Below are 26,339 nucleotides of genomic sequence, written 5' to 3' on the forward strand. Positions count from 1 at the left end.
GAGCATCGCCATGACGATCACCCTGGCGACGTCAGCGGCGATGGTGATCGGCGAATTCATGCTGGCAAGGATTCGTATGCGGGGTTGCAGGCGGCTGGCGCGGTGACCACCCTCGTGATTCTGTTCTTCCGCGCCCGGATTGAAATTCCGCAACGGATCCTGGGCGGGCTGGCTTATTCGATGATTGCGGCTGGCGCCCTCATCAGTGCATTGAGTCCTAACCTGACCGGCTATGTCTTGGGTTTCCTGCTGATCGTCGGCTACGACAAGATATTCAACATCTACATGCGCAGCATCCGCCAGCGGGTGATTCCGGCCAAGGATTTTGGAAAGACCGTGGGCGTTATCACTTTGCGCGATAACCTCTCGCCCCCTTGGCGGGTTTGCTGGTGGCGCTGCTGGCCACAAGCCTTGGTACGCAAGGAGTGATCCTGATTCTGGCCGTGCTGACTATGCTGTTGGGTGCTGCAGCGGTATGGTGGTTCGCCAAGGCGCCCGGTCTCCTCACTGCCGCGAACGAGGAAGCCGGGCAGGCGTCTGGAAATTGACAGCGGGTGTGTCGACAGACTCTGACGGCAGTTTTCAGGGACGACAAACCACTTGGCGCAACCATCTGTCATGGCTGCGGGTGCGTAACCAGACGTGAATCTCGGCGCTATCGGCAAACTGCGGTTCGGCATCAAACGCAATCAGACAGGAATCGGCGTCAATCGACTTGCCCATCAGAATGTTGCGTTTGACTAGAACCGAGTCGCCATCGCCGGTCAACTCGTAGCAACCCTCAAGGGTCGACACAAACCAGTGGCGCTGGAATCGAGTGATGCCCAAGGGGGCGCCGGGGATCTGCGCAATGGTCCTGGCGCCCTCCCCGGCAACAGAAATCACCGAGCCGCCCGCAGCCACTGCCCACAGCTCACCTTGCGGACCTTCGACACCTGCAATCAGGTTGACGAACTCGCCAGCCTCCTCCGGCCAGGGTCCGAAAATCCGTTGCCAGGGACTGGACCCGATCCGGCGCAGGATCAGCCCGGCGTAGCCCAGCACGAATACGGCATGCCCCGTCACAACAATATCGTTGACCCCGCCCATCGTCCCGGGAACGTGGTCATCATATTCAAGTTGCGCGAATTCGCCTGATGTCCAACGGTACAGGCGACGCTCGAATGTACCAATCAGCAGGCTGCCGCTGACCCAGGCCAAGCACTCGGCAAGTTCGATTTTTTCGCCCTCCGGCGTCTGATATCCGATTTTCCGTGAATACCAATTGTGCACTGCCGATAGCTGCGGATGCGGGGCAACGCGTTGCCATCCGGCCACCTGCCCAAGCTCGGTATTGGTCACCAGTTGGTCTTCACTGGTGATTACCCACACCTGCCCATCGTTGTCACCGACGATGGCTTGAATGGCATCAGGCACCCACACCTGCGGCTGGAACTGAAACCGATCGCCCACCCAGTCGCCACTGATGATCCATGACGAGGTATGCCCGTTTTCGTCGCACGCATGCACGGCAAACCAGGGACGCCCGCCGGCCATTGTCAGGTCGGACAATTGATAGCGCCTGCCCAATGGCGCCGCGCAGGATTCATTCATATCCACATTCATGTCGCCGGTACCGGTTGTTGGTTGACTGTCGTGGGGATGTCGTAAAACAGTGGCAACTCCCTGTCCATCGTCCAGCCAGCCGCTGTATAGAACTCGCGCGCTTCGATCATTAACGCCATGGCCACTGCCCGACCGACTTCCTTGCGCTCGCGCCAGGTCATGTACCCTGCCTGTGCAAGAGCAAAACCTTTGACGTTGAAGTCCTTGAAGTCGCGTTTGTTCCCCAGAGCATTGTTCATTACCGCCACATCGACTCCAAGGTCAGCGGTGGTGTAGACATGGGTCATCCACTCCAACGCGTGCGCCAGATATTCGCCGGTCGTAGGGTTACGGGCAGGTTGTTTCGGATCGCCGCGTAACGCCTTTCGTGCTTTTTTCTGCGCGTCGGTCACATATTTATGCTGCGACCCACGATTTTGTGAGTCTTGCATGAAAGTGGCAAAACTCTGATTGATGCTGAAGGATTGCCCTCTTAGCAACGATCCTCGCAACACTTTATCGGGGATCAGATGATCGGCATCGTAGCCTCGATAAATATTCAGTACATGCGCGTTAGCCGCTGCCTTGGCTTGCGAGATGATTTTGTAGCCGCCCGCCAGCGTGGGCATGCGCAACAGTTCGCGAATGGCCTGTTTGCTGGTGTCGTCCAGTGAAGCGGTGCGCCAGTCGAGCTGATTGATTTCGTTGGCCAGCCTCACGGTTGCCTTGATCTCGGTGCGCAACACTTCATCTTCGAGCGGATAGGCTGCCTCGATGATGCTGGGGCGTAAATCCAGCACCGAGTACGCAGGATTGGACAGTATTCGCGAAATCACTTCGCGAGCCTCGCGCTCACTCAGCTTGTGGCCGTCAGTGCGCGGATACGAAATACCGCCGACCTCGAACGATTCGACGAAAGTGTTCTGTTGCGCCTGATGGGCGGCGGCGAAAGCCGCCAGCGCAGCCGGATCAACGGGATGGCGCGATGCCGTCTCGTAAGCGTGGCGCATCAGACTCATGGCATAAAACCCGCTACTCATCTGCGCGGCCTCCCGCCGGTTCAGCCGAGGCGCTGCCACGTATCAGATCATCAATATGTTTACCGAACGTCGATGGCCGCCCATGGCCGCGCGCCTGCATCCAGGCCAGCAACAGGTCGACAGTCGGCTCCAGCAGGGAATGGGTGCGTTTGGCAGAGTCCTGCACCGCGATGCGCAGTGAAGGATGTTGTCCACTGCTGAGCATCGCTTCCACCAGCATCGGCGCCCAGGCCCGCGTGTGTCGCTGCAAGCCTTCGGGGTCAAGACCAAACCAGCCTGCGTAGTCTCCTGGCTGTCCGGTGAGCACTTCCACGCCGATTTCAACCGGACGAATCGGCGTTTTTTCTGGCCACGACAACGGATAGATCCGGCGCACGACGTGCATTTCGCCGTCTCGCAAGGACGAGGCCAGCATCAGCTTCGACATCATGTCGTAGAGTTGGCGCTGCATCGGGGTGAACGCCGCTATTGCCGGACTGTCGGCTGTCACCGCGATGTCCAGCGGCACCAACGCTCCATGTGCGCCGCTGCGACACCCGTCCGCCGGGGGCGAATCATCCTCCCTGGACGCCGCAGAGCAATCTCTATGCTCTGTCTGTGGCGTACCCTCATCTATTGCAGTCTCCGACGCAACAGGCGCTTCACCCCACGTATTCAGTTCAACGGCAGGCTGGCTGGAGAACAAGGCAACGATCGCACCTTGTGCATCGACGGTCTGCGCTTCGGGACCGCTGACGGGCAGTGAACCGTCGGATATCGGGCACTGGTCGTCGAACTTCGCAGCCCAGGTGTAAAGGAACTCCAGATAATCTTCCTCTCGAGCGTCGGCCTTGCCGGACAGGCGCGTCAGCGCCTCATCGAATGCCATCAGTAACTCATTGGCGCTGATCGCTTTCAACCAGCCATTGTTTAGCAGTTTCTCAGCCTGAACCCGCCCCGAACCGGTCAGTAACAGCCGCCCTTGACCATCAAGGGCAGCCCATGCGTTTTCACCCGCCCGTGGTTCGGGCTCGTCCGTGCCTGTGCGCATCTCATACAGTTTTTGCAGCGCCCCCATCGTGCGGGACGGTAACCAGCCAAATCGCCTGAAAGCTTCCTGCAATACCAGATTGGTGCCGAGGCTTTCAGCCGGCGGCAGCAAACAGGTTTCCTGTTCGATCAAACACGGTAACGGTGCTACAACAGCCTCGGCCAGGAGGCGGATCAAGTCATCGGCATTTTTCTCGCTGTCACTGCCCCACGATCGCCACCCCTCCGCCGCGCGAAGCACCATCAAGCGGGCCGGAACGACAATGCCGTTCACGCTCAGCGTTATACCAATACCCAAGCGTTTTGCGGGAACGCCCTCCGAATCACCGTGGCCCGCCAGCGCCCTGAGCAATGGCCCCTTGACCCGCCCACCACCGGGAATACCGTGGCGTAGATAAACCGAGCCGATCAGATTATCCAGTACCCGTAGGGCGATGGCGCCGTAAGCCAGGCCCATATTCAGTGCGCGACAGATGCTCGCCGCGCGCTCCCCGGCGGTAACACCCTCGACCTGGATACACCGCCCCTCGGCGAAGGCGCGCTGCAGCTCTCTTGCGGTCAATGCATGAAAGCGCACGCGCCGCACCTGGCGCACGTGCATGAACCATGGCGCCTCTTTGAGCACTTGAATGATGTGCCAGGCAATAGCTTCGCCCTGAGCATCATCATCGGTGCCCAATACCAGTTCAGTGCATTGCAGCAGGCGACTGCCGGTGTTGCGCAACGCGGTCGCGAGGTCATTGCCTTCGCGCTCACTCAGTTGCCAACGGGGCTTGAGTCCGTCTCGCCAACGGATAGTCCCCGGCCCCGGCAGATCCCGAATATGCCCCCCGCAACCGAAGACCTGCGTGCCATCGGGTACCAATGCCTGAATGATTTTTGCCTTGTGCACTGACTCGACCACCATCAGCGTCGAAGGCCCGAGCTTGCGAGCCGGCACACGTGGTGCCCCGGTAATTCGTTCATGCTCGGGCTCGCGGACACCGGCCAGGCATCGTCCTACCACAGCGGAAGGCAAATCGTTTTGCGGGTCCATTGCCTGCTGAGAAAAGAACAAATCAGAGTGACCGAACAGAATGAAGCTTTTCTGCGCCCGGCTGATCGCGACATTGAGCAAGCGACCATCGTCGCGGTCGATGAACACCCGTTCGCGATGGTTGTTCTCGGTTCGGCGGCTGGCCCGGCTTTCCCGGTTGACGGCACTGAACAGCACCACGGGTTTTTCAGCCCCTTGCAGCGTATGCACAGTGCCAATGGTCAAGCGCTCGCTCAGCCCGGCATCAAGGGGATCAAGCTCCTCGCGTACGCGATTCCTGATGGCTTCGACCTGGCCGCGAAAAGGCGTGACGATCGCAACCAGTTTCTCCAGCGCGATGGGCTCATCGGGATGCCCCTCGACCCGAGCAGCCCACCCTGCCAAGCGTGGGCCGAACTCCTTGAGCCAGTTGACGATCGCCCTCGCTTCTCCGGGGTTGGACCAGGAGTCGCCCTTGCTGGGCTCGTCGTTCGGCCCTCCGGTCTGGTAAAAGCCCAGAGGCGGCAGCGGGAACGAAGCCTTCATTCGCTTGCGCAGCAGCGACTCGTGCTGCCCTTCGAGCAGAGGTTGATCCGCGTCCGAAAATAGCCCCGGCTGCGGGTCGGGCACTTTCGGTTCCAGCTCCCGATTGAGCAATTGGCCCGCGCCATCGCGGTCATGATCGTGATAAAGCAGATCGATACAGACATTGATGATCGATTCGGCACAACGGTAATGCTCGCGCAACAGCAAGCCGTCCCGCAGCCGGCCGTCAGGCATGATTTCGGCAAAAGATGCCCCGGTCGCAGCCAGCTTCATGATGGAACCACTGGCAGAGTCAGCTCCGCGCGCGCGCAGTTGCCCCAGGCTGGCGGGATCAGCCCAACGATCCTGCACCAGACGGGCATCCACTTCGGGCGTTACCGAGGACACAGGGGAAAGCTGTTTCATGTCGCCGACAACCACCGCTTTTTTCGCCAGGCTCAATACCGGCACGCCCAGCTCCGGTGCCGCCTGCCCGGCTTCGTCGATAATCAGCAAATCAAGAAAGGCAAACAGCGGTTGCTGACGCTCACTCAACAAACGCGGCGCGCTGTGCAGCGTGGCAACGATGCACGGAAACAGCATGGCCGCGCGCCGCAGTGCGCTTCTGCGGTCGCGGGGCGCCGGCTCTGCGATGACCGACGCCAGCCAGCGGGTTTCCCAATAGCGGGCCGCCAACTGGAAAATGACCGGCCGCCACACCACATCCAGCAACTTCTGCTGCGACGCCTGACGTTTCTCGGAATCGGTGGCCGCTTGCAAGTCAGCCAGGCTCTCCTGCGCCCACGTAGAAGACCACGCCTGACCGGGGAAGCGATCCGCCAAATCCCTTGCGTCGATCAGCGACTCAATGTCGCCCTGACGTTCGATCGCCGACACCAGACCGCTGTGCAATACCTCCGTGAGGGTCTTCAGGTGTTGGCAGAGTGCAGGTGCGTCTGACGTTGCCGCTGCCGATGCCGATGCCGATTTTTGCACCAGGCGGATATGGCGGGTGGCATCACTGACCTGATGTTTTTGTTCAACGCTGAATAACGAGCCGAACAGCTGCGGGAGATCCTGGAAGGCATCTTCAAAGTGCCGCGCCAATGCAAGCGCTGCCGCCACGGGGTCCTCATACGATTGCTTCAGGCTGGAAGAGCCGACGCCCATTGTGTGCATGTGCTTTTGTCGGATTTCCAGCGTTGTGAATTTGGCCCGGTGCTTTTTGCCTTTGGCCTTGGACGGTGCACTGGCGGTAAACCCCAGCAGCGGCCGGCCAGTGGGTTGCAGCCACCGCCGCGCCAGCGCATGCTTCCTGCCGACGGCGCCATTGAAAGTGCCCATCACATTTTCGACACTCTGGTTGGTGGCCCCACAGACAAAGGTCACCGGGCAGTGCTCATCGTTTTCGTAAGCTGCCAGCACCCATTGGTTGGCAATCATCGCGCGCAGCATAGCGGTTTTTCCGGTTCCCGGCGGCCCACTTACGGCAACCACTCCGCATCCGCTCCCCAACCGTACAAGGGCCTGCAGTGCACGACGTTGCGACTCGTTCAAAGGGTCAGCACAGCGATTATCGTCCGGTGCGTCGAGGCTAGCGGCCTTGTCGACCATTGCCGCATGCCGGGCTCTGAGGGTCGCCGGCGTCAGGCCACCTGTCTGAACGGGTATGCGCTGGCAATCGGCTTGGATGAGTTGGCCGAGCGCACCAATAGAGCTGGCTTTGGGAATCGCCTTGTAGACATTTTCCAGCGCACGGGTTGCGTATCCGGGCTGTCGCGGAACGGCAATCCATTGCCCGGAAATCGATGCCAGCCCCGTTTCGATCCCGTCAGTCTGAACACTTTCGAACATCGCCAGGCAAGCGTCAACGTAGGTGCTCAGGGTACGGCTTTGGCTCATGGCGGTGAGAAACGTCCTGAGTTCATCGCGATAACAATCGAAATGACCAATGGCGGGCGGCAAGTCGATCAAGGCAATCAGCGGCTGCGGCTCCAGCCACTGGCGGACCACCCTCGGGCGGCAGTCATTGACATCCTTGGGCAGACAGATCTCGTTGTTTTCGTTGAGTTCAAACGGGAACCAGAAAGCGATGTTCAGGCGGGCGGGTTTGAGGGGTGGTTTTTTCTCCCCCGGAGCAGGCTTCTTCTCCGGGTCCGGCCAAGTGACCTGAACATCATCCGCCGATGACGTTGATTCATGAAAAACCAGCGCCATGGGAATCCGTAGATCGTCGACCTCTTCCTCAGGCTCGTGGGTGCCTTCGGGATCATCCTCCAGCGCCTTGATGGCCTCTTCCTCGCGCTTGCGTCGAGCCTCGGCTGCACGCTCGGTGATGACGGCTAGCGCCAGCGCTGGCCTTTTCCCGTAACCCAGGTTGAAACCTGACCTCGCCAATTGTGCGAAATTCTTCAACGGAATACGGACATCGGTCGTCTGCAAGCCGATCAAATCATCGGCAGTGAGCGCCTTGTGCCAGTAAGCCAACACATCAGTCGGCAATGGCGCGACAGATTGCTTGTGAGGCTGTGCCTTGGCAGGTTCCCGCGTGTGGATTCTTGCCGCAGGTGCTTTTGCGGAATCCGTCCGCAACCACTTGCTCAACTCCATGAGTCGCTTGAACATTTGTTGCTCCCTGAAAATCTGAATTGCCAGCCAGCCATGGCCCGTCGAGGCTAGCGATGATGGCTCATCGCCTTAGCGGGTGCAATGCGCGCTGCCTGAGCGGTTCAATCCACTCCCACCGCGCCGCTTGAAGCGTGACACGCTCCGTCAGTTACTTGGCATCGTGTTGTAATGCTGCATGCTTGAAGAATCATTGCGCCTGATCAGCGCTACGTTATCCGAGGAAGTCCGAATGCCGAAAAAACAGCTGGCCAATCAGAACACCGTAACCGCCGCAGACATCGAGCGCTCGATCCAGGCCTTGAACAAAATGGCCGAGCGCCTCTGGGGCGAAGGTCGAGAGGCCGAGGCCAAAGCCCTGCTCGATGCGCTCGATGCGTTGAACCGGGCGCTGGACAGAATCAGGATTGGCGAAAGTCGTCGGGTTATGACGCTTCACTAAGAAGCCGTGCCTAGAACCAACGTTATGAATCAGCTGTGCCCAATTGGCAGGGACAAGGATGAAGACAGATGCGCGCGATAAAAACTTTCTTCGGCATTTTGTTGCTGCTATTCGGTTTCGACTTCACCTACGAAAAACCCCGCCGAGTCTTCACGGCGGAGTTTGTCCGATTTTGCATGGTGGTCGCTTTTGCGGAATTGCTGATACTGCATATGATTTATAACGGCTCGGCGCGTTAGCTCTACGGTTTGAGAATCAGCAACGGCTCGCCCTTTTTGACGATGTAAGTCGCCAACTCCGAACCCTTGTCCGCACCAACGTTCTTGGCCACATGCGCCACTCCTTGCGGAATGAACAGCGAATCCCCCGCTTTCAACGTCACCGGCGCCCTGCCCTCCAGTTGATATTCGAACGTGCCGCTGATCACGTAAGCGACCTCGACACCCGGGTGTGCATGCCGGGGCGAGGTCACGCCCGGTTCAAAATCGACGCGTGCCTGAATCACCTCGCGCTCGGCAGCCCCCAGATCCTGGCGAACCAGATCCGTTCGGCTCAAGCCTTGTTGCCAGCTCTTGGCTGGCGCGTCAGCCGCGTGGGCAATACCGATCATTGAAGCGAGTAGCGCAGCGCTGGCCAGTAACAGTGGACGATGCATGGTGTTGCCCTCTCAAACGCAGTGGTGGTGTGACCGCTACTTTGGGAGTCGCGTGTATGGCTGATGTGTCGTAAACCTCGAGTTTATTGTTCGCGTGTGTCTGCGCGGCAACTTGATACACGCTTATACAAAGGTGTCTCTACCGGGTGGCAGTGCCAACAGCCATGTCCTGAACGCCACGATCTTCTTCGATTGCGCTGTCTCATGGGGCGCTACCAGATAGAAGCCCAGTTCATCTTTCAAGCGCAGATCGAACGGCACCACCAGACGGCCGGCGCGCAGATCGTCCTCGACATAGGTGGACCGGCCAATGCACACGCCCTGCCCGTCAACGGCGGCCTGTACCGCCATCATCGCCAGGTCGAAGGTCAGGCGCGGGCCTTCGGCAAGTTGCGGCGGTTGCCCCGCTGACCGCAGCCAGGCGCTCCAGTCACCGGCCGTCACGCCACTGACTTGCAGCAATGTCTGATTGGCCAGGTCTGCGGGCGTGCGCAACGTCTTCGCCAGTGCCGGACTGCATACCGGGAAAACTTCATCGGACATCAAAAAATCGCCACGCAACCCCTTCCAGTCGCCGCGCCCATAACGGATCGCCGCATCAATCGTGCCCTTGCGAAAGTCGACCAACTCGGTGGCCGCACTGATTCGCACATCGATCCCGGGAAACGCCTGTTGAAAGGACGGCAAACGCGGCAACAGCCACTTTGATGCAAAGGACACCAGCGTACTGATCGTCAGCACGCTTTTATCGCGAGACGCGAGCAACTGCTCAGTCGAATACCGCAGTTCTTGAAATGCCGCACGTACACCCGGCAAGTAGGCGTGCCCGTCCTCGCTCAGTGCCAACCCCTCGTTGAGCCGCAAAAACAGCGGCCCGCCCAGCTCGGCTTCGAGTCGGCGGATCTGGTGACTGACAGCGGTCTGGGTGACATTAAGCTCTTCGGCAGCCTTGGTGAAGCTCATGTGCCGGGCGACCGCTTCAAAAGCACGCAACCCATTAAGCGAAGGAAGTCGGACGGGCATGGTTGTCTATCGCTCATGAGATTTTGTCATACGCTAGCACCGCCAATGACCTTTGCCAAAGCCGCTTCGGAAATAGAATCTGGCGCCCTCTCTCAGTAAGGAAGTGCCATGAAACTGTATTTCGCCCCCATGACCTGTTCGCTTTCCCCACACATTGTGCTGCGGGAACTGGGTTTGCCGTTCGAACTGGTTCGCGTCAATAACCAGAGCAAACGCACTGCCGACGGCCATGACTTTCGTGACATCAACCCAAAAGGATACGTGGCTGCGCTGGTTCTGGATAACGGCGAAGTGCTGACGGAAGGGCCGGCGATCCTGCAGTTTCTGCTCGATCAGGTGCCGGGCAATACATTGGCGCCAGCACAGGGTTCATGGGAGCGCACACGCCTTCAGGAACATCTGAACTTCATCAGTTCGGAAATTCATGGTGGCAGTGCACCGCTGTTCAATGTGCAGATTCCGGAATCAGTCAAAACGATTTTCCGGCACACACTGTTCAAGCGCCTCGACTACCTGAGCCAGCAACTGTCGGCTCAGGACTACCTGATGGGCAAATTCGGCGTCGCCGACGCTTATCTGTTTACCGTACTGAAGTGGCTGCCGACCTTTGCCATCGACATACACGACTGGCCGGCACTTGCCCGCTATATGCAGCGCATCGACACCCGCCCCAGCGTCCTTGCAGCCATCGCGGCGGAGGCGGCGACGCAACCTGTCTGACCGACCTCTGTAGCCATGGAGCGGGCCATGTCGACGCTGTATCTGTAAACTGCGGCCATCTCACTCGCTCAATCAAAGGATCAGCATGGCTAACCAAGACATCACCTTCACTCCAGATCCGGACGCCGACTCGATTTCTTCGGACGTCACCACATTCAACGGGATCATGATGTCCACGCAAATCCCGACCCGTGCCGACGGCAGCCTGGAACTGGGCGATATCACCGCGCAAAGCGAATGCACCCTGCAAGCGCTGAAGGCTGCGCTGGAACGTGCCGGCAGCTCGATGGATCGGGTGATGCACCTGACCATTTACCTGACCGACATGGCCGATCGCGCGGCATTCAATGAGGTTTACAAGCGCTATTTCGCCAAACCGTGGCCAGTGCGTGCCGCAGTCGGCGTCGCCTCGTTGGCGGTTGAAGGCATGCGCGTGGAAGTCACTGCGATGGCAGCCAAGGCCTGACTTCGCACCACCAAACCCTGTGGGAGCGAGCCTGCTCGCGAAAGCGTCCGTTCAGTCCCGATTGATGCTGAATGCGATGGCCCCTTCGCGAGCAGGCTCGCTCCCACAAGGGGTTGTGCAGTCCCAGCTGCCATCGGGCAGCACAAGCGTGCCGGGCGCGCGTTTCGCGGCTACAATGCGCGCCTAACCGTGACAGCCTGACTAAAAAAACTATGTCCTTGCCCAAGCATCATCTGGAATTGCTCAGCCCTGCCCGCGATGTCGCCATCGCCCGTGAGGCGATCCTGCACGGCGCCGACGCCGTGTACATCGGCGGCCCGAGCTTCGGTGCGCGCCACAACGCGTGCAACGAAGTCGGCGAAATCGCCGAACTGGTGGAATTCGCCCGCAAGTATCACGCGCGAATCTTCACCACCATCAACACCATCCTGCACGACAACGAACTGGAGCCGGCGCGCAAGCTGATCCATCAGCTGTACGACGCCGGGGTCGACGCGCTGATCGTTCAGGATCTGGGCGTGATGGAGCTGGACATTCCGCCGATCGAGCTGCACGCCTCGACCCAGACCGACATCCGCACGCTTGAGCGGGCCAAGTTCCTCGATCAGGCCGGTTTCTCGCAATTGGTACTGGCCCGCGAGCTGAACCTGCAGGAAATCCGCGCGATCGCCGACGAAACCGACGCTGCCATCGAATTCTTCATCCATGGCGCGTTGTGCGTGGCCTTCTCCGGCCAGTGCAATATTTCCCATGCGCAGACCGGGCGCAGCGCCAACCGTGGCGACTGCTCGCAAGCCTGCCGCTTGCCGTACACCCTCAAAGATGAAAAGGGTGGCGTGATCGCCTACGAAAAACACCTGTTGTCGATGAAAGACAACAACCAGAGCGCCAACATCCGCGCCCTGGTTGAAGCCGGTGTGCGTTCGTTCAAGATCGAAGGTCGCTACAAAGACATGGGCTATGTGAAGAACATCACCGCCTATTACCGCCAGCGCCTCGACGACGTGCTCGAAGATCGCCCGGACCTCGCCCGCGCTTCCAGCGGCCGCACCGCGCACTTCTTCCTGCCCGATCCGGAAAAGACCTTCCACCGTGGCAGCACCGACTACTTCGTCACCGATCGCAAGATCGACATCGGCGCCTTCGACTCGCCGACCTTCACCGGTTTGCCGGTGGGCACGGTCGAGAAAGTCGGTAAGCGTGACATGCAGGTCGTGACCCACGAGCCGCTGTCCAACGGTGACGGCCTCAACGTGTTGGTCAAACGCGAAGTGGTCGGTTTCCGCGCCAACATCGCCGAAGCCAAAGGCGAGTTCGAAGAAGACGGCGAGAAGCGCTACCGCTACCGCGTCGAGCCGAACGAGATGCCGGAAGGCCTGTTCAAACTGCGCCCGAACCATCCGTTGAATCGCAACCTCGATCACAACTGGCAACAGGCGCTGCAAAAGACCTCTTCGGAGCGTCGCGTGGCCCTGAGCTGGCTCGCACGCCTGCGTGAAGAGCAGCTGGAAGTGACCGCCACCAGTGAAGAAGGCATCAGCGCCAGCGTCACCCTCGCCGGTCCGTTCGGCGTGGCCAACAAGCCTGAGCAAGCGCTGGAGCAATTGCGCGATCTGCTCGGCCAGCTCGGCACCACGCAGTACCACGCGACCGACATCAAGCTGGATGCGCCACAGGCGTTCTTCATTCCTAACTCGCAGCTCAAATCCCTGCGCCGTGAAGTGATCGAAGCCCTGACCGCCGCCCGTGTCGCCGCGCACCCGCGTGGCAGCCGCAAGGCCGAAACCAGCCCGCCGCCGGTGTACCCGGATTCGCACCTGACGTTCCTCGCCAACGTCTACAACCAGAAGGCGCGCGACTTCTACCACCGTCACGGCGTGAAGCTGATCGACGCGGCGTATGAAGCGCACGAAGAGCCAGGCGAAGTGCCGGTGATGATCACCAAGCACTGCCTGCGCTTCTCCTTCAACCTGTGCCCGAAACAGGCGAAAGGCGTGACCGGCGTGCGCACCAAGGTGGCACCGATGCAGTTGATCCACGGCGATGAAGTGCTGACGCTGAAGTTCGATTGCAAGCCGTGCGAAATGCACATCATCGGCAAGATGAAAGGCCACATCCTCAACCTGCCGCAACCGGGCAGCGTGGTCGGCCACATCAGCCCTGAAGACCTGATGAAAACCATCCCGCGCGCACCGCACTGAGTGGTTGGCGAGTGCGGCGCTTCGGCGCCGTACTCACCCGCCCTTCTGCGAATCCACCAAATCGCAGGCATAAAAAAACGCCAACTTCTTGCGAAGTTGGCGTTTTTTCGAATATGGCAGGGGCGGCTGGATTCGAACCAACGCATGGCAGGATCAAAACCTGCTGCCTTACCGCTTGGCGACGCCCCTACTGCTCTGTCCAGCGACCCCGTTAGGTTCGCTGTGAGAACGGGGCGCAATTTACCAAGGTTTTTTTGGTTTGTGAAGCGCGAAGTGAAATATTTTTTGTTTTAAAACAGCGACTTATTATTTTGCTCTGAATCAGGGCCACAGGGAGTCGATTACGTCGCCGTGTATCTCACTGTGTACGAACCCCGCCGCGACACATCGACATTCAACAAAGCCGTTCTTCGACACAGGCCAGATACGTCTCCGCGCTCAAATGCACGCAAGGTTTCAGGGATTCATTCAGAACCCCGGCCAAAGGTTCGCAAAGGAGACGTCACCATGAAAAAGGCACTGCACGCTCGCAACACCGCATTCGGCTTGTCGATCCTGGCGCTGTCATTGTTTGGCGCATTTGGCACCACTCAAGCACAAACCAATGAACCGGTCGCCGCCCGCTACTCCGCGCCCTCGCCCTTCGGCCCGCTCAAGCATGTGCAGGCTGGCGTGCTCGACGTCGCCTACGCCGAAACCGGCCCCGCTGACGGCCCGGTGGTGATCCTGCTACACGGTTGGCCCTACGACATTCACAGCTACGACGACGTTGCGCCGCTGCTCGCAGCCAAGGGATATCGGGTGTTGATGCCGTATGCACGCGGTTACGGCGATACGCAGTTTCTTTCTAAAGACACCCTGCGCAACGGCCAACCGGCAGCGCTGGCCAGTGACGTCATCGATTTCATGGACGCGTTGAAGATCAAGCAGGCGGTGCTCGGTGGTTATGACTGGGGCGCACGTTCGGCGGACATCGTTTCGGCGTTGTGGCCGGAGCGCGTCAAAGCGCTGGTTTCAGTCAGTGGTTATCTGATCGGCAATCAGGCCGCCGGGCAAAACCCGCTGCCGCCGAAAGCTGAATTGCAGTGGTGGTATCAGTTCTACTTCGCGACTGACCGTGGCCGCGCGGGTTACGAGAAAAACACCCACGACTTCGCCAAGCTGATCTGGCAGACCGCTTCGCCGCAATGGAAATTCGACGACGCCACGTTTGACCGAAGTGCCAAGGCCCTGGAGAACCCCGATCACGTCGACATCACCGTGTTCAATTACCGCTGGCGTCTGGGCCTGGTGCAGGGCGAAGCGAAATATGCGGCGCTGGAACAGAAACTTGCCACCGCGCCGTCGATCAGCGTGCCGACCATTACCCTTGAAGGTGATGCCAACGGTGCACCGCACCCGGCGCCGGAGGATTACGCCAAGCGCTTTACCGGCAAGTATCAGTTCCGTTTGATCAATGGCGGTATCGGCCACAACCTGCCGCAGGAAGATCCGCAGGCGTTCGCCAAGGCTGTGATCGACGCCGACCACCTGTAGAAACAAAAAAGCAGTCAGCCGCAATGGCTGACTGCTTGATTATTTGAGGGTGGGAATGAGGCTTGAGGGATGGTCGCGTTTTGCAGGTTCTTTGCCTGAACTGGCGTCATCGCGAGCAGGCTCACGCCTACATTTGAAATGCGTTCCTCCTGTAGGAGTGAGCCTGCTCGCGATCACGCCCGACCAAACACCATCACCCCCCGACTAACGTGCGCGATCACTCGGTTGGCACAACCAGATCCAACGCCTTGTTCACCGCCAACTCCCCCAACATGACCACTTGTGCAATGCCCAACAGGGTATGACGGTTTGATCCCTCCAGCACACCAGCAAAATTGCCGAGCATGACCGTGGCCGACGCCAGGGAACCGCTGGCATTGCTCAGCAAGGACTCGGCGTCGGATTGCGGGTTAACCATGAACATCGTGCTGGGTGTGTAGGGTGTGGCCATGACCGCAGCAGGCAACAGGTAATGGTCAAGCGCACGTTCTGCCGCTTCATGGAGCTTTCTTGAATTGGGCGATGCGTACGGCGATACCAGGTCTGTGACCGGTAATTCGGGTGGCTGGGACATCAGCTGAAACTCCAGACAAGAACCGTTTGCGGTTCTCTGATAGAAGGCGTGAAGCGCCGCGTTCGCGGACGCTTCTGTGCAAATGAGGGGGGCACGCCCCCTCACCTATCTGCACCGCGACTAGTTCGGCAAGCGCTGGTTATCCAGGACTCGACCGACCACCAGCTCGCTGAGCATGATCACCTGTTGCAGGATCAGCATCTTTTTGCGCTGTGAAGGATCAATCGAATCGGCCAGATCACGGGCCATGTCACTGGCCGAGGACAAGGTTTCAGTGGCTTCGACGAGCAGCGTTTCGTTGTCCACCGTGGGGTCGATGAGGTAGATCTTTCCGGTCTTGCGGGTGGGTATTGAGGTCTTCAGCGCGGAAGGATTGAGGTAGAAGTTGATCGCGCGATCGGTGGCCTCTTTGATGTTGTGAGGTTCGAGCGCGGCGTCGTAGGGGATTGGATCGGTTTCTGGCGGGTTTGGCGTAATTTTGAACATAGATGACACTCGCTTAGCAAAAAAATAAGGAGCCATCACTCACGCTACCAAACGAGGTGGTGACCATTGCGCAGGTTGGTAGACCGGTCTAAGCGAGTAAACCCCGGCGCTCCCGAAAGAGCCCCACGCATGGCCACCATATAAAACCGAGCCTCGAAAAGAGACTGCATATAGCGGCGCATAACGCTTAGAAAACGGGCTACCAAACCCGATCACTGTTTTGCAGTGACAGGGAAACGATACAGCCCGCCTCAAGGCGCGTAAGCCGGCGGATTCTGGCGTACGCGTAGGCAACGGCGCAAGGTGTTGTAGCCGTTATGGCGTAACAGTGCGTGTAAGTTAAACGTGTGCGCGAAATGGTGTTTAAGCAGCCTGCATGCCCTGGTCCCGGGATGCTTTGGCAAAGCGTTGGGGCAAATAGCGTTATTTCCATCGGTTCATTTTAAGTGCGGGCCTGATAAAGCATAGCGGCTTGCCTCTGCCATCAAGTCATCGCACATAGGATTCGCCTTGAGGACGTGTGCAGCCGGGTCGATTATCGACAAACCCAGCGACGTTTCTTCTGTGGCGCAAGCCCAGACGTCTCCCATAGGCCCGACAATTTGGCTTTCACCTCGGAATATCGCCTCTGCGCCCGCATACATTTCCACACCAGTACGATTGGCACAGATAAGCGGAGTGGCGTTTTCCATTGCGCGAATGCGCGCAAGCCGGGTTGTCCAAGGCCCACCATAGTTGGCTGGACAACACAGCAACTGCGCACCCTGGCGCACCAACAGGCGAGCGGCTTCTGGCATCCACAGGTCGAAACAGGTAAGAACGCCGAAACGGCAGATTCCGTCATCGAAACACGCAAATGAATCGCCTGGGGTGAAGATGAGCTTTTCTATACGAGACAGGTGGCACTTGCGCTGTTTTCCCAGCCAGCGCCCTCGCGATACGACAATCGCCGTATTGTAGATTTGATCGCCGTCACGCTCGGCGATGCCCGCAATCAGCGTTGCATTCTTGTCTGCCGACAGCTGCAGTAAAAACTGCGCCGTTGGCCCATCGAGCGCCGATTCAGCATGAAGAAACAATGCCTCACGCGATTCGTGAAAATAACCAATGGTGCAAAGCTCGGGCAGTACCAAGAGATCGAATTGTTCCGAGTCAACGGCATCGCGAATTTTATTGAAGTTTGCTGCTGGGTCGCCAAATGAAACCGGGTACTGCAAAAAAGCGGTCAGCATGAATTCTTCCAACCATTATGGGGAGGGATCGAGGCCCGGAATTATCTTCCCTTGGGCGGCGTCAAGTTTGGGCTTTTTCCTTACCGGATGTCAGGCAAGCCACCCGCGCCGCATCAGATCAGTCAACCGTAATCAACATCGACCTGGAAATACCAAAGTGAACGCGGGCGGGTAACCGTTTGGGTTATTTGACGAGGCGTTTTTCTTTCGAGGGGCGATAGCCGAAGTATGAGCTGTAGCACTTACTGAAATGGCTCGGCGAGACGAACCCGCAAGCCACCAGCACTTCCACCTGCGACAGCTCGGTGTGCTGCAGCAAACGCCGCGCTTCGGTGATGCGCAATTCCAGGTAATAGCGCTGCGGCGTAGTGCCGAGTTGTTCCTTGAACAAGCGCTCCAACTGGCGGCGAGAACGACCGGCGTACACCGCCAATTGCTCAAGCTCCAGCGGCTCCTCCAGATTGGCGTCCATCAGTTTCACCACCTCACGCAGCGGCGCACTGACGCAGAGGTTTTCATCCGGTTTGATCCGCCGGTAGCGCGACTCCTCGAAGGCCAGAATGTCTTCGATGCCCTCGACCAAGGCTTTGCCGTGCAAGCCCTTGATCCAGTCCAATGCCATGTGGAAAGCGCCGGACGGACTCGACGCCGTGAGGCGATCGCGATCAATCACATAGGGTTCGCTGCTGACATGGGTAGCTTTGGCAATCTCGGTCAGCGCCGGACGATGCTCCGGGTGGATCGCGCAGCGATAGCCATCGAGCAACCCGGCGCGGCCGAGGAACCACGAGCCATTCCACAACCCGGCGAGACTGATACCGCGCTCCGCTGCAGATTTGAGCAGGCCAATGAACTCGTCGCTCGCACGCAATTCGGTGCGATAACCGCCGCACACCACCAGCAGATCGAGTTGCTGAAGCGCGGCAGCATCAAGACGTGCATCAGGCCGGATGACCAGGCCCAGATCACTGATGACCTCGCCGTCGCCGAGGCCAAAGGTGCGTGAGGAAAACAACCCCGGGCGCAACAGATTGGTGGTGACAACGGTGTCCAGCGCCTGAGTGAAGGCCGGCAGTGAAAAGTGTTCGAGCAGCAGAAAACCGGTGCGGGTCAAGCGCGTGTCATCCGCGCCTTGCTCGTTCAGATAGCGGAGGTTTTTCCCCTTCATGCCTCCGCTGAATTGGCGTCGTTCGATCAAGTTCGGGTCCATCGGTCATGTTGTTATGCGCCGATAGTTGGCTTGATCGGCGCAAGAGTCAATCACGCCTGAGGTTGATGACTGGTGACGCAGTGAATTCCGCCACCGCCGGCGGAGATGGCATCAATGTCGAGCTGAACGATTTCACGCTGCGGATACAGCTGCGCCAGTAGCTCGAATGCCTTTTTATCCGCCGCTTTATCGCCAAACTCCGGCGCGATGATCGCGCCATTGATCACGAAGTAATTGATGTAACCGGCGGCAAAGTCCGGGTTGTTCTGGTTGAACTTGCTGTTGCGCGGATTCAGCGGCGGTGAAAGGGTGTGAATCTGCAATTTGCGGCCATCAGCATCCGTAGCGCTCTTGAGGATTTCCAGGTGCGCCAAAGTGACCTTGTGATCGTAGGATTCAGGGTCGTTGTCGAGGTTGGCTATCACCACGCCGGGTTTGATGAAGCGCGCATAAAAATCGACGTGGGCATCGGTAATGTCTCTGCCTTTGATGCCCGGCAACCAGATGATTTTGCGCAGGCCCAAGCGTTCCTTCAGTTCAGCTTCGACATCGGCTTTGCTCCAGTGCGGATTGCGGTTGGCGTTCACCCAACTGCTCTCGGTCATGATCCCGGTACCATGACCATCGACCTCGATACCACCGCCCTCGCCTACCAGTTCGGTGCGGATGTACGTCGCTTGTGCGTCGTCGGCAACCAATGCGGCGATCTGCGCGTCTTTACGGTGTCGTTGCTTGCCGCCCCAACCGTTGAAGTTGAAATCCACCGCGCCGAGACCGCCCTTGTCGTCGATCACGAAATTGGCACCGACATCGCGCATCCAGATGTCGTCAAGCGTGGCGGTGACGTAAGTGATGTTGTGCGTGCCGCAGAGTTCTTCGGCGAGGCTACGCTCGTTCTTGCGACAGAAAACGGTGACCGGTTCAAACCGGGCGATGGCACGGGCCACGCGGCCGAGGGCTTCCTGCACGTCTGCGGTGAAGTCTTCCCAGATTGCGTCCTGCGCCCCGAAAGCGATGAAAGCGCGCTCGTGCCTGTCGCCCTCGTCGGGCATGAACCAGCGCCCTTGCGCAGCAGCGAACACTTTTTCCGCCGATGAGCCGAAGCCCATGAATGCAGCGCCTACACCAGCGGCGACCGTGACTTGTTTGATGAAATCGCGACGAGTCGACATGTTGTTTTCCCTGTAAAAAAAGGCCGGCAGACGCGCCGGCCATCAATCATTTGCCAGTGGCAGTCTTGAATTTGGTCCAGGTGCGCATGCGTGCGCGCATGTCGGCTTGGGGGATGTCCTTGCCCGGTATCAATCGAGCATAGGTGGCTGCGTCGAGGTAGATATCCGGGTTGTCGCGCATGCTTTCATCGACACTCGAGCGCGCCTTGGCGTTGGAAGTCGGGTAACCGGTGAAGTTACTGATCGCCGCCATGTTCTGCGGGCGCATGACGAAGTTGATGAACGCGTAGGCGTACTCCGGGTGTTGCGCATCGACCGGAATGGCCATGGTGTCCATCCACACCGTGGTGCCTTCGCGCGGCACGCGATACTGGAACCGCGTGTGTTTGCCGGCACTGTCCGATGTGCGTTGCGCCTGGGTCATGTCACCGCTGTAGCCAAGGGACAGGCACAGGTTGCCGTTGACCAGATCAGTCACCGGCTGCGACTGGAACTTGCGAATGTACGGTCGCAGTTTCATCAGCAGATCACTGGCCGCCGCCAGATCGTCAGGTTTCGCGCTGCGCGGATCACGCTCAAGGTAATTGAGCACCACCGCCAGTACTTCGTCCGGCGAGTCGATCACCGAAATCCCGCAATCGGCAAACTTCGCCGCCAGCTCAGGCTTGAACAGCATGTCGAGGCTGTTGACCGGCGCATCGGGCATACGATGTTTGATCTGTTCTTCGTTGTAGGTCAGGCCGATGGTGCCCCAGGTGTAGGGCACCGTGGCTTTGCTGGAATGCTCGTAATGGCTGCGCAGTTTCTGCAGCCCGGGTTCGATATCGGCCAGTTCCGACAGCTTTGATTGATTCAGCGGCATCAGGCTGCCGGCGCGCATCAGTCGTTCAGCGACGGTGTCGCCGGGGAAGATCAAGTCGTAACCACTGCCGCCGGACAGCATCTTGGCTTCGAGGGTTTCGCTGCCATCCATGACGTCGTAGATCACCTTGATCCCGGTTTCGGCGGTGAAGAGGCTCAAGGTATCTTCAGCAAAATAATCGGCCCAGTTGTACAGGCGCAGGGTTTTGTCCTCGGCGTGCAGCGCCGGCATTAAACAGATCAGAGCCAGGCCGATCGCGCCGCGCAAACGTTTGTGGTGGATAGCCATGTCAAACCCCTTGAGTGTTCCAGCGTGCGTGGAGGTGGCGACCGTCCTGACTCAGCAGCGGCCCATACATGTCCGGGCGACGATCGCGGAAGACGCCCCAGTTCAAACGCTCTTCGCGCATCGCCGCCAGATCGACGCAGTGCAGCAACACGCCAGTGCTGTCGCGGTCAGCGCTGGCGAGCAATTGCCCCTTGTGATCGCTGATAAACGACGAGCCGTAGAAGCTCATTTGCAGGCTTGGGTCGGTGGTCGCTGTTTCTCGCCCCACGCGGTTCGACGCCACCACCGGCAGCAGATTGGCCGCCGCGTGACCGCGCATGGTCATCTGCCAATGGTCGCGGGAATCCAGCGCCGCGCAGCCAGGTTCCGAGCCGATGGCGGTCGGATACAGCAACACTTCGGCGCCCATCAACGCCAGGCAACGTGCGGTTTCCGGGAACCATTGATCCCAGCAGATGCCGACGCCGAGACGGCCGAACGCGGTATCCCAGACTTTGAAACCGGTATCGCCGGGGCTGAAATATTCCTTCTCTTGATAGCCAATGGCGTTGGGAATGTGGGTCTTGCGATAAACACCCAGCAAGCGCCCGTCGGCATCAGCAACGCTCAGCGAATTGAAGTAAGCGTTGCCGGCCTTCTCAAACCAGCTCAGCGGCAACACCACGCCCAACTCGCGGGCCAGTGCGGCGAAGCGCGCAAGCAGGCGGCTGTCGCGATACTCCTCAGCCAACGCCATGTGCTTATGCCTTTGTTCGATGCAGAAGTATGGCGTGGCGAACAGCTCCTGCAGCAGGATCACTTGCGCGCCCTGCTTCGCCGCATCACGGACGAGCTGCTCGGCGCGATCAAGGTTGCCGGGTAGATCCCAGGTGCACGGCATCTGGGTGGTGGCGAGGGTCAGTAGTGTCATTGATCAACCCTCCACCGGCCAGGCTGGCTGCTGCTGAGTGATGCAGTGCACACCGCCGCCGCCATGCGCCAGATGGTTGATCCGCACCGGCACCACTTCGCGGCCGGGGAAGGCTTGCTCCAGCACTTTGGCCGCCACATTGTCGGCGTCGATGCCGTAGGCCGGCATGATGATTGCGCCGTTGGCGATGTAGAAATTGGTGTAGGACGCGCAGAACACTTCGGCCTCGGTGTCGACCGCGTCACTGGCTTCGAACAGTTCGATCAGCTCGAATTGGCGACCCTGAGCGTCGGTGGCGAGTTCCAGTGCGCGACGGTTTTCCCGCGTCACTTCGGCGTACACCGACGATTTGTCGTGGGTTGCGTCGACCAGCAACACGCCGGGACGCGCGAAGGCACAGACGCCGTCGACGTGGCCATCGGTCATGTCACCGGTGACGTAATCCGGATCGCCCGGCAGCCAGATGGTTTTCTTTACGCCGAGCAAACGGCTGAATATCTCTTCCATCTCGGCTTTGCTGATGCCCGGGTTGCGATTGGGGTTGAGCAGCACCGATTCGGTGGTGATCAGCGTGCCTTCGCCGTCGACATGAATTGCCCCACCCTCATTACTCAGCGGTGTGCCGAAGCATTCCAGGCCAAGGTGATTGAGCGTACGGCGCGCCAGACTTTCGTCCAGATCATGAGCAGACTTGCCGCCCCACGCGTTGAAGCGCCAACTCACCCCGGCCAGTCCTTGTTGCGGATGACAAACAAATGTCGGGCCGGAGTCACGGCACCAGCTGTCATTCACAATCAGCGCAATCAGCTCAATGTTCGGCCCGCACAAAGCTCTGGCACTGGCGACGGCCGATGGATCGACCACCAGTTTCACCGGTTCGAATCGAGCGATGGCGTTGGCCACGCGCGCGAAATCTTCCTGCACCTGCGCCAGGGTCACGCCCCAACCTGACTCCCATAATGCTTTGTTGTGCGGCCAGACCATCCACGTCGCGGCGTGGGTCACCCACTCTGCCGGCATCATCCAGGCGCTGTTTTTATTGTCGTTTTGCTGCATGACAAGCCTCGTTAATTAAGCCATTGTGTTCACGCCGACCATGCTACGGACTCGAAAACAGGCAAACAAACGATGGATTTAGCGCACAACTGATTAGAGGAACTTATCGATATGCTCAAGCATTGGCCGCCGCTCAGCTCCCTACGCGGCTTTGAAGCCGCCGCCCGGCTGGGCAGTTTTCACAAGGCTGCCGACGAGTTGAACCTCACTCAATCGGCGATCAGTCAGCAGATTCGCAGCCTTGAGGCTTACCTTGAGCAGCCGTTGTTTTTTCGCAGCGGTCGCAGCGTGGCGTTGACCGACGCCGGCTACGACTTGCTCAGCACCACCCAGGCGATGCTGCAGCAATTGGCTGTGGGAATTCGGCGTCTGGGGCAGTATCAGAAGCCCAATCAATTGGTGCTCAACACCACGCCGGCATTTGCCCGGCATTGGTTGTTGCCACGATTGGCGGACTTTCGCGGCCTGCATCCTGAGGTCGATCTGTGGATCTACAGCACCGACGAGGTGCCCGACATGGCCACGCAGACCATTGATCTGGCGGTGCGCGACGACATCAGTTCGCAGGCTGAATGCAGCTTCAAAGTACTGCACACCGATCGCCTCTATCCGGCGTGTCATCCGCGCCTGCTGCACGAGCCGCCAGCGCAGCGCACCACCTTGCATGGTGAGCGGGAAATGGACTGGAGCCATTGGGCGGTCGAGGCCGGAATCGATGTCGGCCAACAGGAACATGGGCTGAATTTCTCGGATCCGGGCTTGCTACTGGACGCGGCTTGCGCAGGACTTGGCATTGCACTGGTGAGTCAGTTGCTCAGCCGTCAGGTGCGCGCTGACGGCTTGTTGCAACCACTGGACGAGGCGACTATTCGCGGACCGAACTGGTCGCTGTTGACCCATCGCGACAGTGAAAACGATCCGATGGCGAAAAGTTTCACCGCGTGGTTATCCGCCAATCTGAACCCCGACTCAAACGGCCGAAAAAACCCCGGCGCCTAACCGTCCCTCAAGACGCCCGCACAGCACGTAGTGCTGATAGCCGCTGGAGAAACCTCCCTGGGCGACCGCAATCCTGACATCGTCATTCAGTCGAAAGTATTGGGCCTCATCAAAGTTTTCTGCGCTGACTTCGCCGGCACGCCCGAGATGCTCGCTGTCCACCGGGAGACCCTGGCTGGCACGCTGCTCGAAATCGATGATGCGATTCACCGCGTGTCGCTCCAGCACACCCTGATTGGGATGCATCGAGTAGATATGCAGGCCTTTGTTGGCGCAGCGGTCGCACATGTCGACACAGTTTTTCTGCGTCGATTTGCGCCGCGTCAGTTCTTCGAGCGGCATGTCGAGGTACTTGCCAACCTGATACTCGGTCTGATTGAAGATTGTGCAGCAAAGCACTGTGTTGCCATTGCAGTCGATGACCAGCCAGTCATCCTTGAGCGTGCACGCCATCTTGGGAAAGTTCTGGATGACGTTGACGAGATCGTCGTACGGCGGCAGTGCGAGGCGCTTGAGGGTGTCAAGGTCGGTAGGCGTGACAGACGGATCACGCTCGACAATGGCCAGTGTCTTCTCCAGCGGCATCATCACGGAATACCCGGTGGTGAACATGAAGCCAAGGCGCTCACTGAACTCGCGCATCAGTGATTCTTCTTCGATGTTATCCAGGTAGCGGTGATAGTAAACATCAACGCGGGTCCTCAGACCCAGGCGCTGTTTGATCTCCTGCAGGGCGATCATGTTCTGTTTTACAACTTCGATATCGCCGCCGACATGGCCCTTTTCGTAGGTCTCCTGGTAAAAACCCGAGAGCGAAATACGGAAGTAACTCGGCTCGGCCATCAAGGCCTTTTCCATATTCTTGGCAAGATTGAGGTTGGTGCTGATGCCACTGCCCAGGCCGGCCGCGTTGATGACCTCGATAAATTCGCCAATTTTTGGATGAATCAGCGGCTCGGTCCAGTTATAGAGGTAGATCGTGTTGACGCCCTCTGTCTTGGCCTTATCGACAATCTGCTTGAACATGTCGAGCTGCATGGCTTTTTTGAAATTGAGATTTTCCGAGTTGCCCATCGGGCAAGACGGGCAGCTCAGATTGCACGCACCGACGATATCGATGTACATATTCATGCGGGTGAAGCTCCTTGAATTGAAAGCCATGCATCTCATCACTAGCGGCTTTCAAGTCGCCTGATTGTGTTGGTATTTTGACGGCACTGGCACAGCAGCTAGCAATAACTGCACCACAATGCGGTTACGCCATTAACTCAATGACCCAATCGATGAACACGCGCAATTTCAGGCTGACATGCCGGTTCGGCGGATAGGCGATGTAGAGCGGCATCGGCGCGAGTTTCCAGTCTTCGAACAGCGGCACCAGTTCGCCGCGCGCCTCGTGGGCGGCAGACATGTACTTGGGCAGCCACAGCACGCCCATACCCGCCAGACCTGCCGCGAGATAGGCATTGCCGTCATCGACCGCCAGCACGTAGCGCCCCCTGATTTGCAGGCTTTCACTGGCGTTGTGCAAGGTATAAGGCAGCGGTTTGCCGGTGCGGGCCCAGAGAAAAGCGACGACCCGATGATGGCTGTCTTCCAAGTCTCGTGGGTGCGCAGGCGTACCGGCGCGGGCCAGGTATTGCGGGGCGGCAAACACCCCCAACTGCAGATCGGCCACCTTGCGCGCCATCAACGACAAGTCCATGAGTTCCCCCCCACGCACCACGCAATCGACGTTCTCATCAATGATGTCGACGATGCGGTCACTGACGCCCATGTCGATCTGGATGTCCGGATAGCGCGCGTGAAACTCAGGCAGGGCCGGCACCAGAACCAGCCTTGCCAACGGGCTCGGGACGTCCACACGCAGCCGGCCCGAGGGCGATGCTGCGGCGCCGGGCAGGCTGGCTTCGGCCTCTTCGAGGTCGGCGAGCAAGCGGATCACCCGCTGGTAATACGCCGCGCCATCGGCGGTAACGTTGACCTTGCGCGTAGTGCGATTGAGCAACTTGACCCGCAACCGCGCCTCCAGTTGCTGCACCAGTTGGGTCACGGTGGTCTTGCTCATGTGCAAGGTTTCCGCTGCCTTGGTGAAACTCCCCGCCTCGACCACCCGAACGAAGGCCTGCATTGCATCAAAACGGTCCAAGGTTGCTCCCTCGATTGTTTGGATTTCACAAACAGTGAACGCCAAGCTTGCGCGTTTATCGCTCGCCTGCAAATAACTACAGTGGCTCCATCAACTCAAATGAAGGAGACCTTCCCATGGCTCAGCGCGACGTTGTTTTTCCACCCGCTCGCCGTACGCTCTACGAACGCCACCGCTACTCACCGGCGGTTCGCTCCAACGGTTTCCTGTTTGTCTCCGGGCAAGTCGGCAGCACCGAGGACGGCACGCCCGAACCGGATCTGCAGAATCAAGTGCGCCAGGCCTTCAACAACCTGAATGCGATCCTCGCTGAGGCCGGTTGCAGTTTTGACGATGTGGTCGACGTCACCGTGTTCATCGTCGACCCGCCATCGAAATTCGAGACGATCTGGAATGTTGTGCTGACAGAGCTCTGGGGCGATGCACCGCATCCGACCGTGACGGCGGTTGGCGTGACGTGGCTGTATGGGTTTGATTTCGAGATCAAGGTGATTGCGAAGCTGCCTGGATCCTGACGGGCATCAAACCTGAGCTGTGGCA

At 59.0% G+C, this 26,339-nt stretch carries 23 protein-coding genes, 1 tRNA gene and 1 pseudogene; 9 read left to right on the forward strand and 16 right to left on the reverse strand.

Annotated features, from left to right (window positions below):
• Window position 1 precedes the first annotated feature (1 nt).
• Window positions 2-548: pseudogene (locus tag BK670_RS29940) on the forward strand (MFS transporter); the annotation flags it as partial.
• A 34-nt stretch (window positions 549-582) separates the two neighbouring features.
• On the opposite strand, the gene BK670_RS13135 reads toward BK670_RS29940, so the two are convergent.
• Genes BK670_RS13135 through BK670_RS13145 form a run of 3 tightly spaced genes read right to left on the reverse strand, consistent with a single transcriptional unit; the run spans window position 583 to window position 7,818 of the window.
• Window positions 583-1,605: a hypothetical protein gene (locus BK670_RS13135; protein WP_148047026.1), complete on the reverse strand. Its 1,023-nt coding sequence runs from the start codon at window positions 1,603-1,605 to the stop codon at window positions 583-585.
• Window positions 1,602-2,603, reverse strand: a complete 1,002-nt coding sequence (locus tag BK670_RS13140) for a hypothetical protein (protein WP_148047027.1) — start codon at window positions 2,601-2,603, stop codon at window positions 1,602-1,604. The genes BK670_RS13135 and BK670_RS13140 overlap by 4 nt, the downstream gene beginning before the upstream one ends.
• Window positions 2,604-2,616: 13 nt before the next feature.
• The gene (locus BK670_RS13145) at window positions 2,617-7,818 is read right to left on the reverse strand and encodes an AAA domain-containing protein (protein ID WP_123450131.1); all 5,202 of its coding nucleotides are present in this window, start codon (window positions 7,816-7,818) and stop codon (window positions 2,617-2,619) included.
• 232 nt (window positions 7,819-8,050) lie between these two features.
• Here BK670_RS13145 and BK670_RS13150 point away from each other — a divergent pair, with 232 nt between their 5' ends.
• Together BK670_RS13150 and BK670_RS29635 are read left to right on the forward strand one after the other, a co-directional pair.
• On the forward strand, window positions 8,051-8,260 hold the full coding sequence (locus tag BK670_RS13150) for a hypothetical protein (RefSeq protein WP_123450132.1): 210 nt from the start codon (window positions 8,051-8,053) through the stop codon (window positions 8,258-8,260).
• Window positions 8,261-8,328: 68 nt separating this feature from the next.
• Window positions 8,329-8,499 (forward strand): hypothetical protein, encoded by a 171-nt coding sequence (locus tag BK670_RS29635; protein WP_185036771.1) that lies wholly within the window; start codon window positions 8,329-8,331, stop codon window positions 8,497-8,499.
• Between the two features lie 2 nt (window positions 8,500-8,501).
• On the opposite strand, the gene BK670_RS13155 is transcribed toward BK670_RS29635, so the two are convergent.
• Complete coding sequence (locus tag BK670_RS13155; RefSeq protein ID WP_123450133.1) at window positions 8,502-8,915, reverse strand: cupin domain-containing protein; 414 nt, start codon at window positions 8,913-8,915, stop codon at window positions 8,502-8,504.
• A gap of 123 nt (window positions 8,916-9,038) precedes the next feature.
• Window positions 9,039-9,938 carry a transcriptional regulator GcvA gene (locus BK670_RS13160; RefSeq protein ID WP_123450134.1) on the reverse strand — a complete coding sequence of 300 codons (900 nt, stop codon included), beginning with the start codon at window positions 9,936-9,938 and terminating at the stop codon, window positions 9,039-9,041.
• A 108-nt stretch (window positions 9,939-10,046) separates the two neighbouring features.
• Between BK670_RS13160 and gstA the strand changes: the two genes are divergently transcribed.
• The 3 genes from gstA (at window position 10,047) to BK670_RS13175 (ending at window position 13,325) form a co-directional block, all read left to right on the forward strand.
• A complete protein-coding gene (gene gstA / locus BK670_RS13165; protein WP_123450135.1) occupies window positions 10,047-10,658 on the forward strand; it encodes a glutathione transferase GstA in 612 nt (203 codons plus the stop codon).
• Between the two features lie 85 nt (window positions 10,659-10,743).
• Window positions 10,744-11,124, forward strand: a complete 381-nt coding sequence (locus BK670_RS13170) for a RidA family protein (RefSeq protein WP_123450136.1) — start codon at window positions 10,744-10,746, stop codon at window positions 11,122-11,124.
• Between the two features lie 212 nt (window positions 11,125-11,336).
• On the forward strand, window positions 11,337-13,325 hold the full coding sequence (locus tag BK670_RS13175; RefSeq protein ID WP_123450137.1) for a peptidase U32 family protein: 1,989 nt from the start codon (window positions 11,337-11,339) through the stop codon (window positions 13,323-13,325).
• A gap of 114 nt (window positions 13,326-13,439) precedes the next feature.
• Here BK670_RS13175 and BK670_RS13180 read toward each other — a convergent pair.
• A tRNA-Gln gene (locus BK670_RS13180) sits at window positions 13,440-13,514 on the reverse strand.
• Between the two features lie 318 nt (window positions 13,515-13,832).
• Between BK670_RS13180 and BK670_RS13185 the strand changes: the two genes are divergently transcribed.
• Complete coding sequence (locus tag BK670_RS13185; RefSeq protein WP_123450138.1) at window positions 13,833-14,861, forward strand: alpha/beta fold hydrolase; 1,029 nt, start codon at window positions 13,833-13,835, stop codon at window positions 14,859-14,861.
• 217 nt (window positions 14,862-15,078) lie between these two features.
• Here the strand turns inward: BK670_RS13185 and BK670_RS13190 are convergent, their stop codons facing one another.
• The 8 genes from BK670_RS13190 to BK670_RS13225 all read right to left on the reverse strand — a co-directional run bounded on the left by BK670_RS13190 (window position 15,079) and on the right by BK670_RS13225 (window position 22,651).
• The gene (locus tag BK670_RS13190) at window positions 15,079-15,435 is read right to left on the reverse strand and encodes a DUF6124 family protein (RefSeq protein ID WP_123450139.1); all 357 of its coding nucleotides are present in this window, start codon (window positions 15,433-15,435) and stop codon (window positions 15,079-15,081) included.
• Between the two features lie 120 nt (window positions 15,436-15,555).
• Window positions 15,556-15,921: a DUF6124 family protein gene (locus tag BK670_RS13195; protein WP_123450140.1), complete on the reverse strand. Its 366-nt coding sequence runs from the start codon at window positions 15,919-15,921 to the stop codon at window positions 15,556-15,558.
• Window positions 15,922-16,358: 437 nt separating this feature from the next.
• Window positions 16,359-17,153, reverse strand: coding sequence for a nitrilase-related carbon-nitrogen hydrolase (locus BK670_RS13200; RefSeq protein WP_123450141.1), 795 nt, complete (start codon window positions 17,151-17,153; stop codon window positions 16,359-16,361).
• 184 nt (window positions 17,154-17,337) lie between these two features.
• Entirely contained in the window at window positions 17,338-18,363 is a 1,026-nt protein-coding gene (locus BK670_RS13205) for a GlxA family transcriptional regulator (protein ID WP_123450142.1), read from the reverse strand.
• Between the two features lie 50 nt (window positions 18,364-18,413).
• Window positions 18,414-19,535, reverse strand: coding sequence for an agmatine deiminase family protein (locus tag BK670_RS13210; protein ID WP_123450143.1), 1,122 nt, complete (start codon window positions 19,533-19,535; stop codon window positions 18,414-18,416).
• Between the two features lie 46 nt (window positions 19,536-19,581).
• The gene (locus BK670_RS13215; RefSeq protein WP_123450144.1) at window positions 19,582-20,685 is read right to left on the reverse strand and encodes an extracellular solute-binding protein; all 1,104 of its coding nucleotides are present in this window, start codon (window positions 20,683-20,685) and stop codon (window positions 19,582-19,584) included.
• A gap of 1 nt (window position 20,686) precedes the next feature.
• Entirely contained in the window at window positions 20,687-21,595 is a 909-nt protein-coding gene (gene aguB, locus BK670_RS13220; protein WP_123450145.1) for an N-carbamoylputrescine amidase, read from the reverse strand.
• A gap of 3 nt (window positions 21,596-21,598) precedes the next feature.
• Window positions 21,599-22,651: an agmatine deiminase family protein gene (locus BK670_RS13225; protein ID WP_123450146.1), complete on the reverse strand. Its 1,053-nt coding sequence runs from the start codon at window positions 22,649-22,651 to the stop codon at window positions 21,599-21,601.
• A 111-nt stretch (window positions 22,652-22,762) separates the two neighbouring features.
• Between BK670_RS13225 and BK670_RS13230 the strand changes: the two genes are divergently transcribed.
• Complete coding sequence (locus tag BK670_RS13230; protein ID WP_123450147.1) at window positions 22,763-23,650, forward strand: LysR substrate-binding domain-containing protein; 888 nt, start codon at window positions 22,763-22,765, stop codon at window positions 23,648-23,650.
• Here the strand turns inward: BK670_RS13230 and BK670_RS13235 are convergent.
• Both BK670_RS13235 and BK670_RS13240 read right to left on the reverse strand, forming a co-directional pair.
• Window positions 23,621-24,781 (reverse strand): radical SAM/SPASM domain-containing protein, encoded by a 1,161-nt coding sequence (locus tag BK670_RS13235; RefSeq protein WP_123450148.1) that lies wholly within the window; start codon window positions 24,779-24,781, stop codon window positions 23,621-23,623. The genes BK670_RS13230 and BK670_RS13235 overlap by 30 nt on opposite strands.
• A 124-nt stretch (window positions 24,782-24,905) precedes the next feature.
• On the reverse strand, window positions 24,906-25,799 hold the full coding sequence (locus BK670_RS13240; RefSeq protein WP_123450149.1) for a LysR family transcriptional regulator: 894 nt from the start codon (window positions 25,797-25,799) through the stop codon (window positions 24,906-24,908).
• Between the two features lie 116 nt (window positions 25,800-25,915).
• Here BK670_RS13240 and BK670_RS13245 point away from each other — a divergent pair, with 116 nt between their 5' ends.
• Entirely contained in the window at window positions 25,916-26,314 is a 399-nt protein-coding gene (locus BK670_RS13245; RefSeq protein WP_123450150.1) for a RidA family protein, read from the forward strand.
• Window positions 26,315-26,339 lie beyond the last annotated feature (25 nt).

The organism is Pseudomonas fluorescens, assembly GCF_003732425.1.
Taxonomy (GTDB): Bacteria; Pseudomonadota; Gammaproteobacteria; order Pseudomonadales; family Pseudomonadaceae; genus Aquipseudomonas; species Aquipseudomonas fluorescens_BE.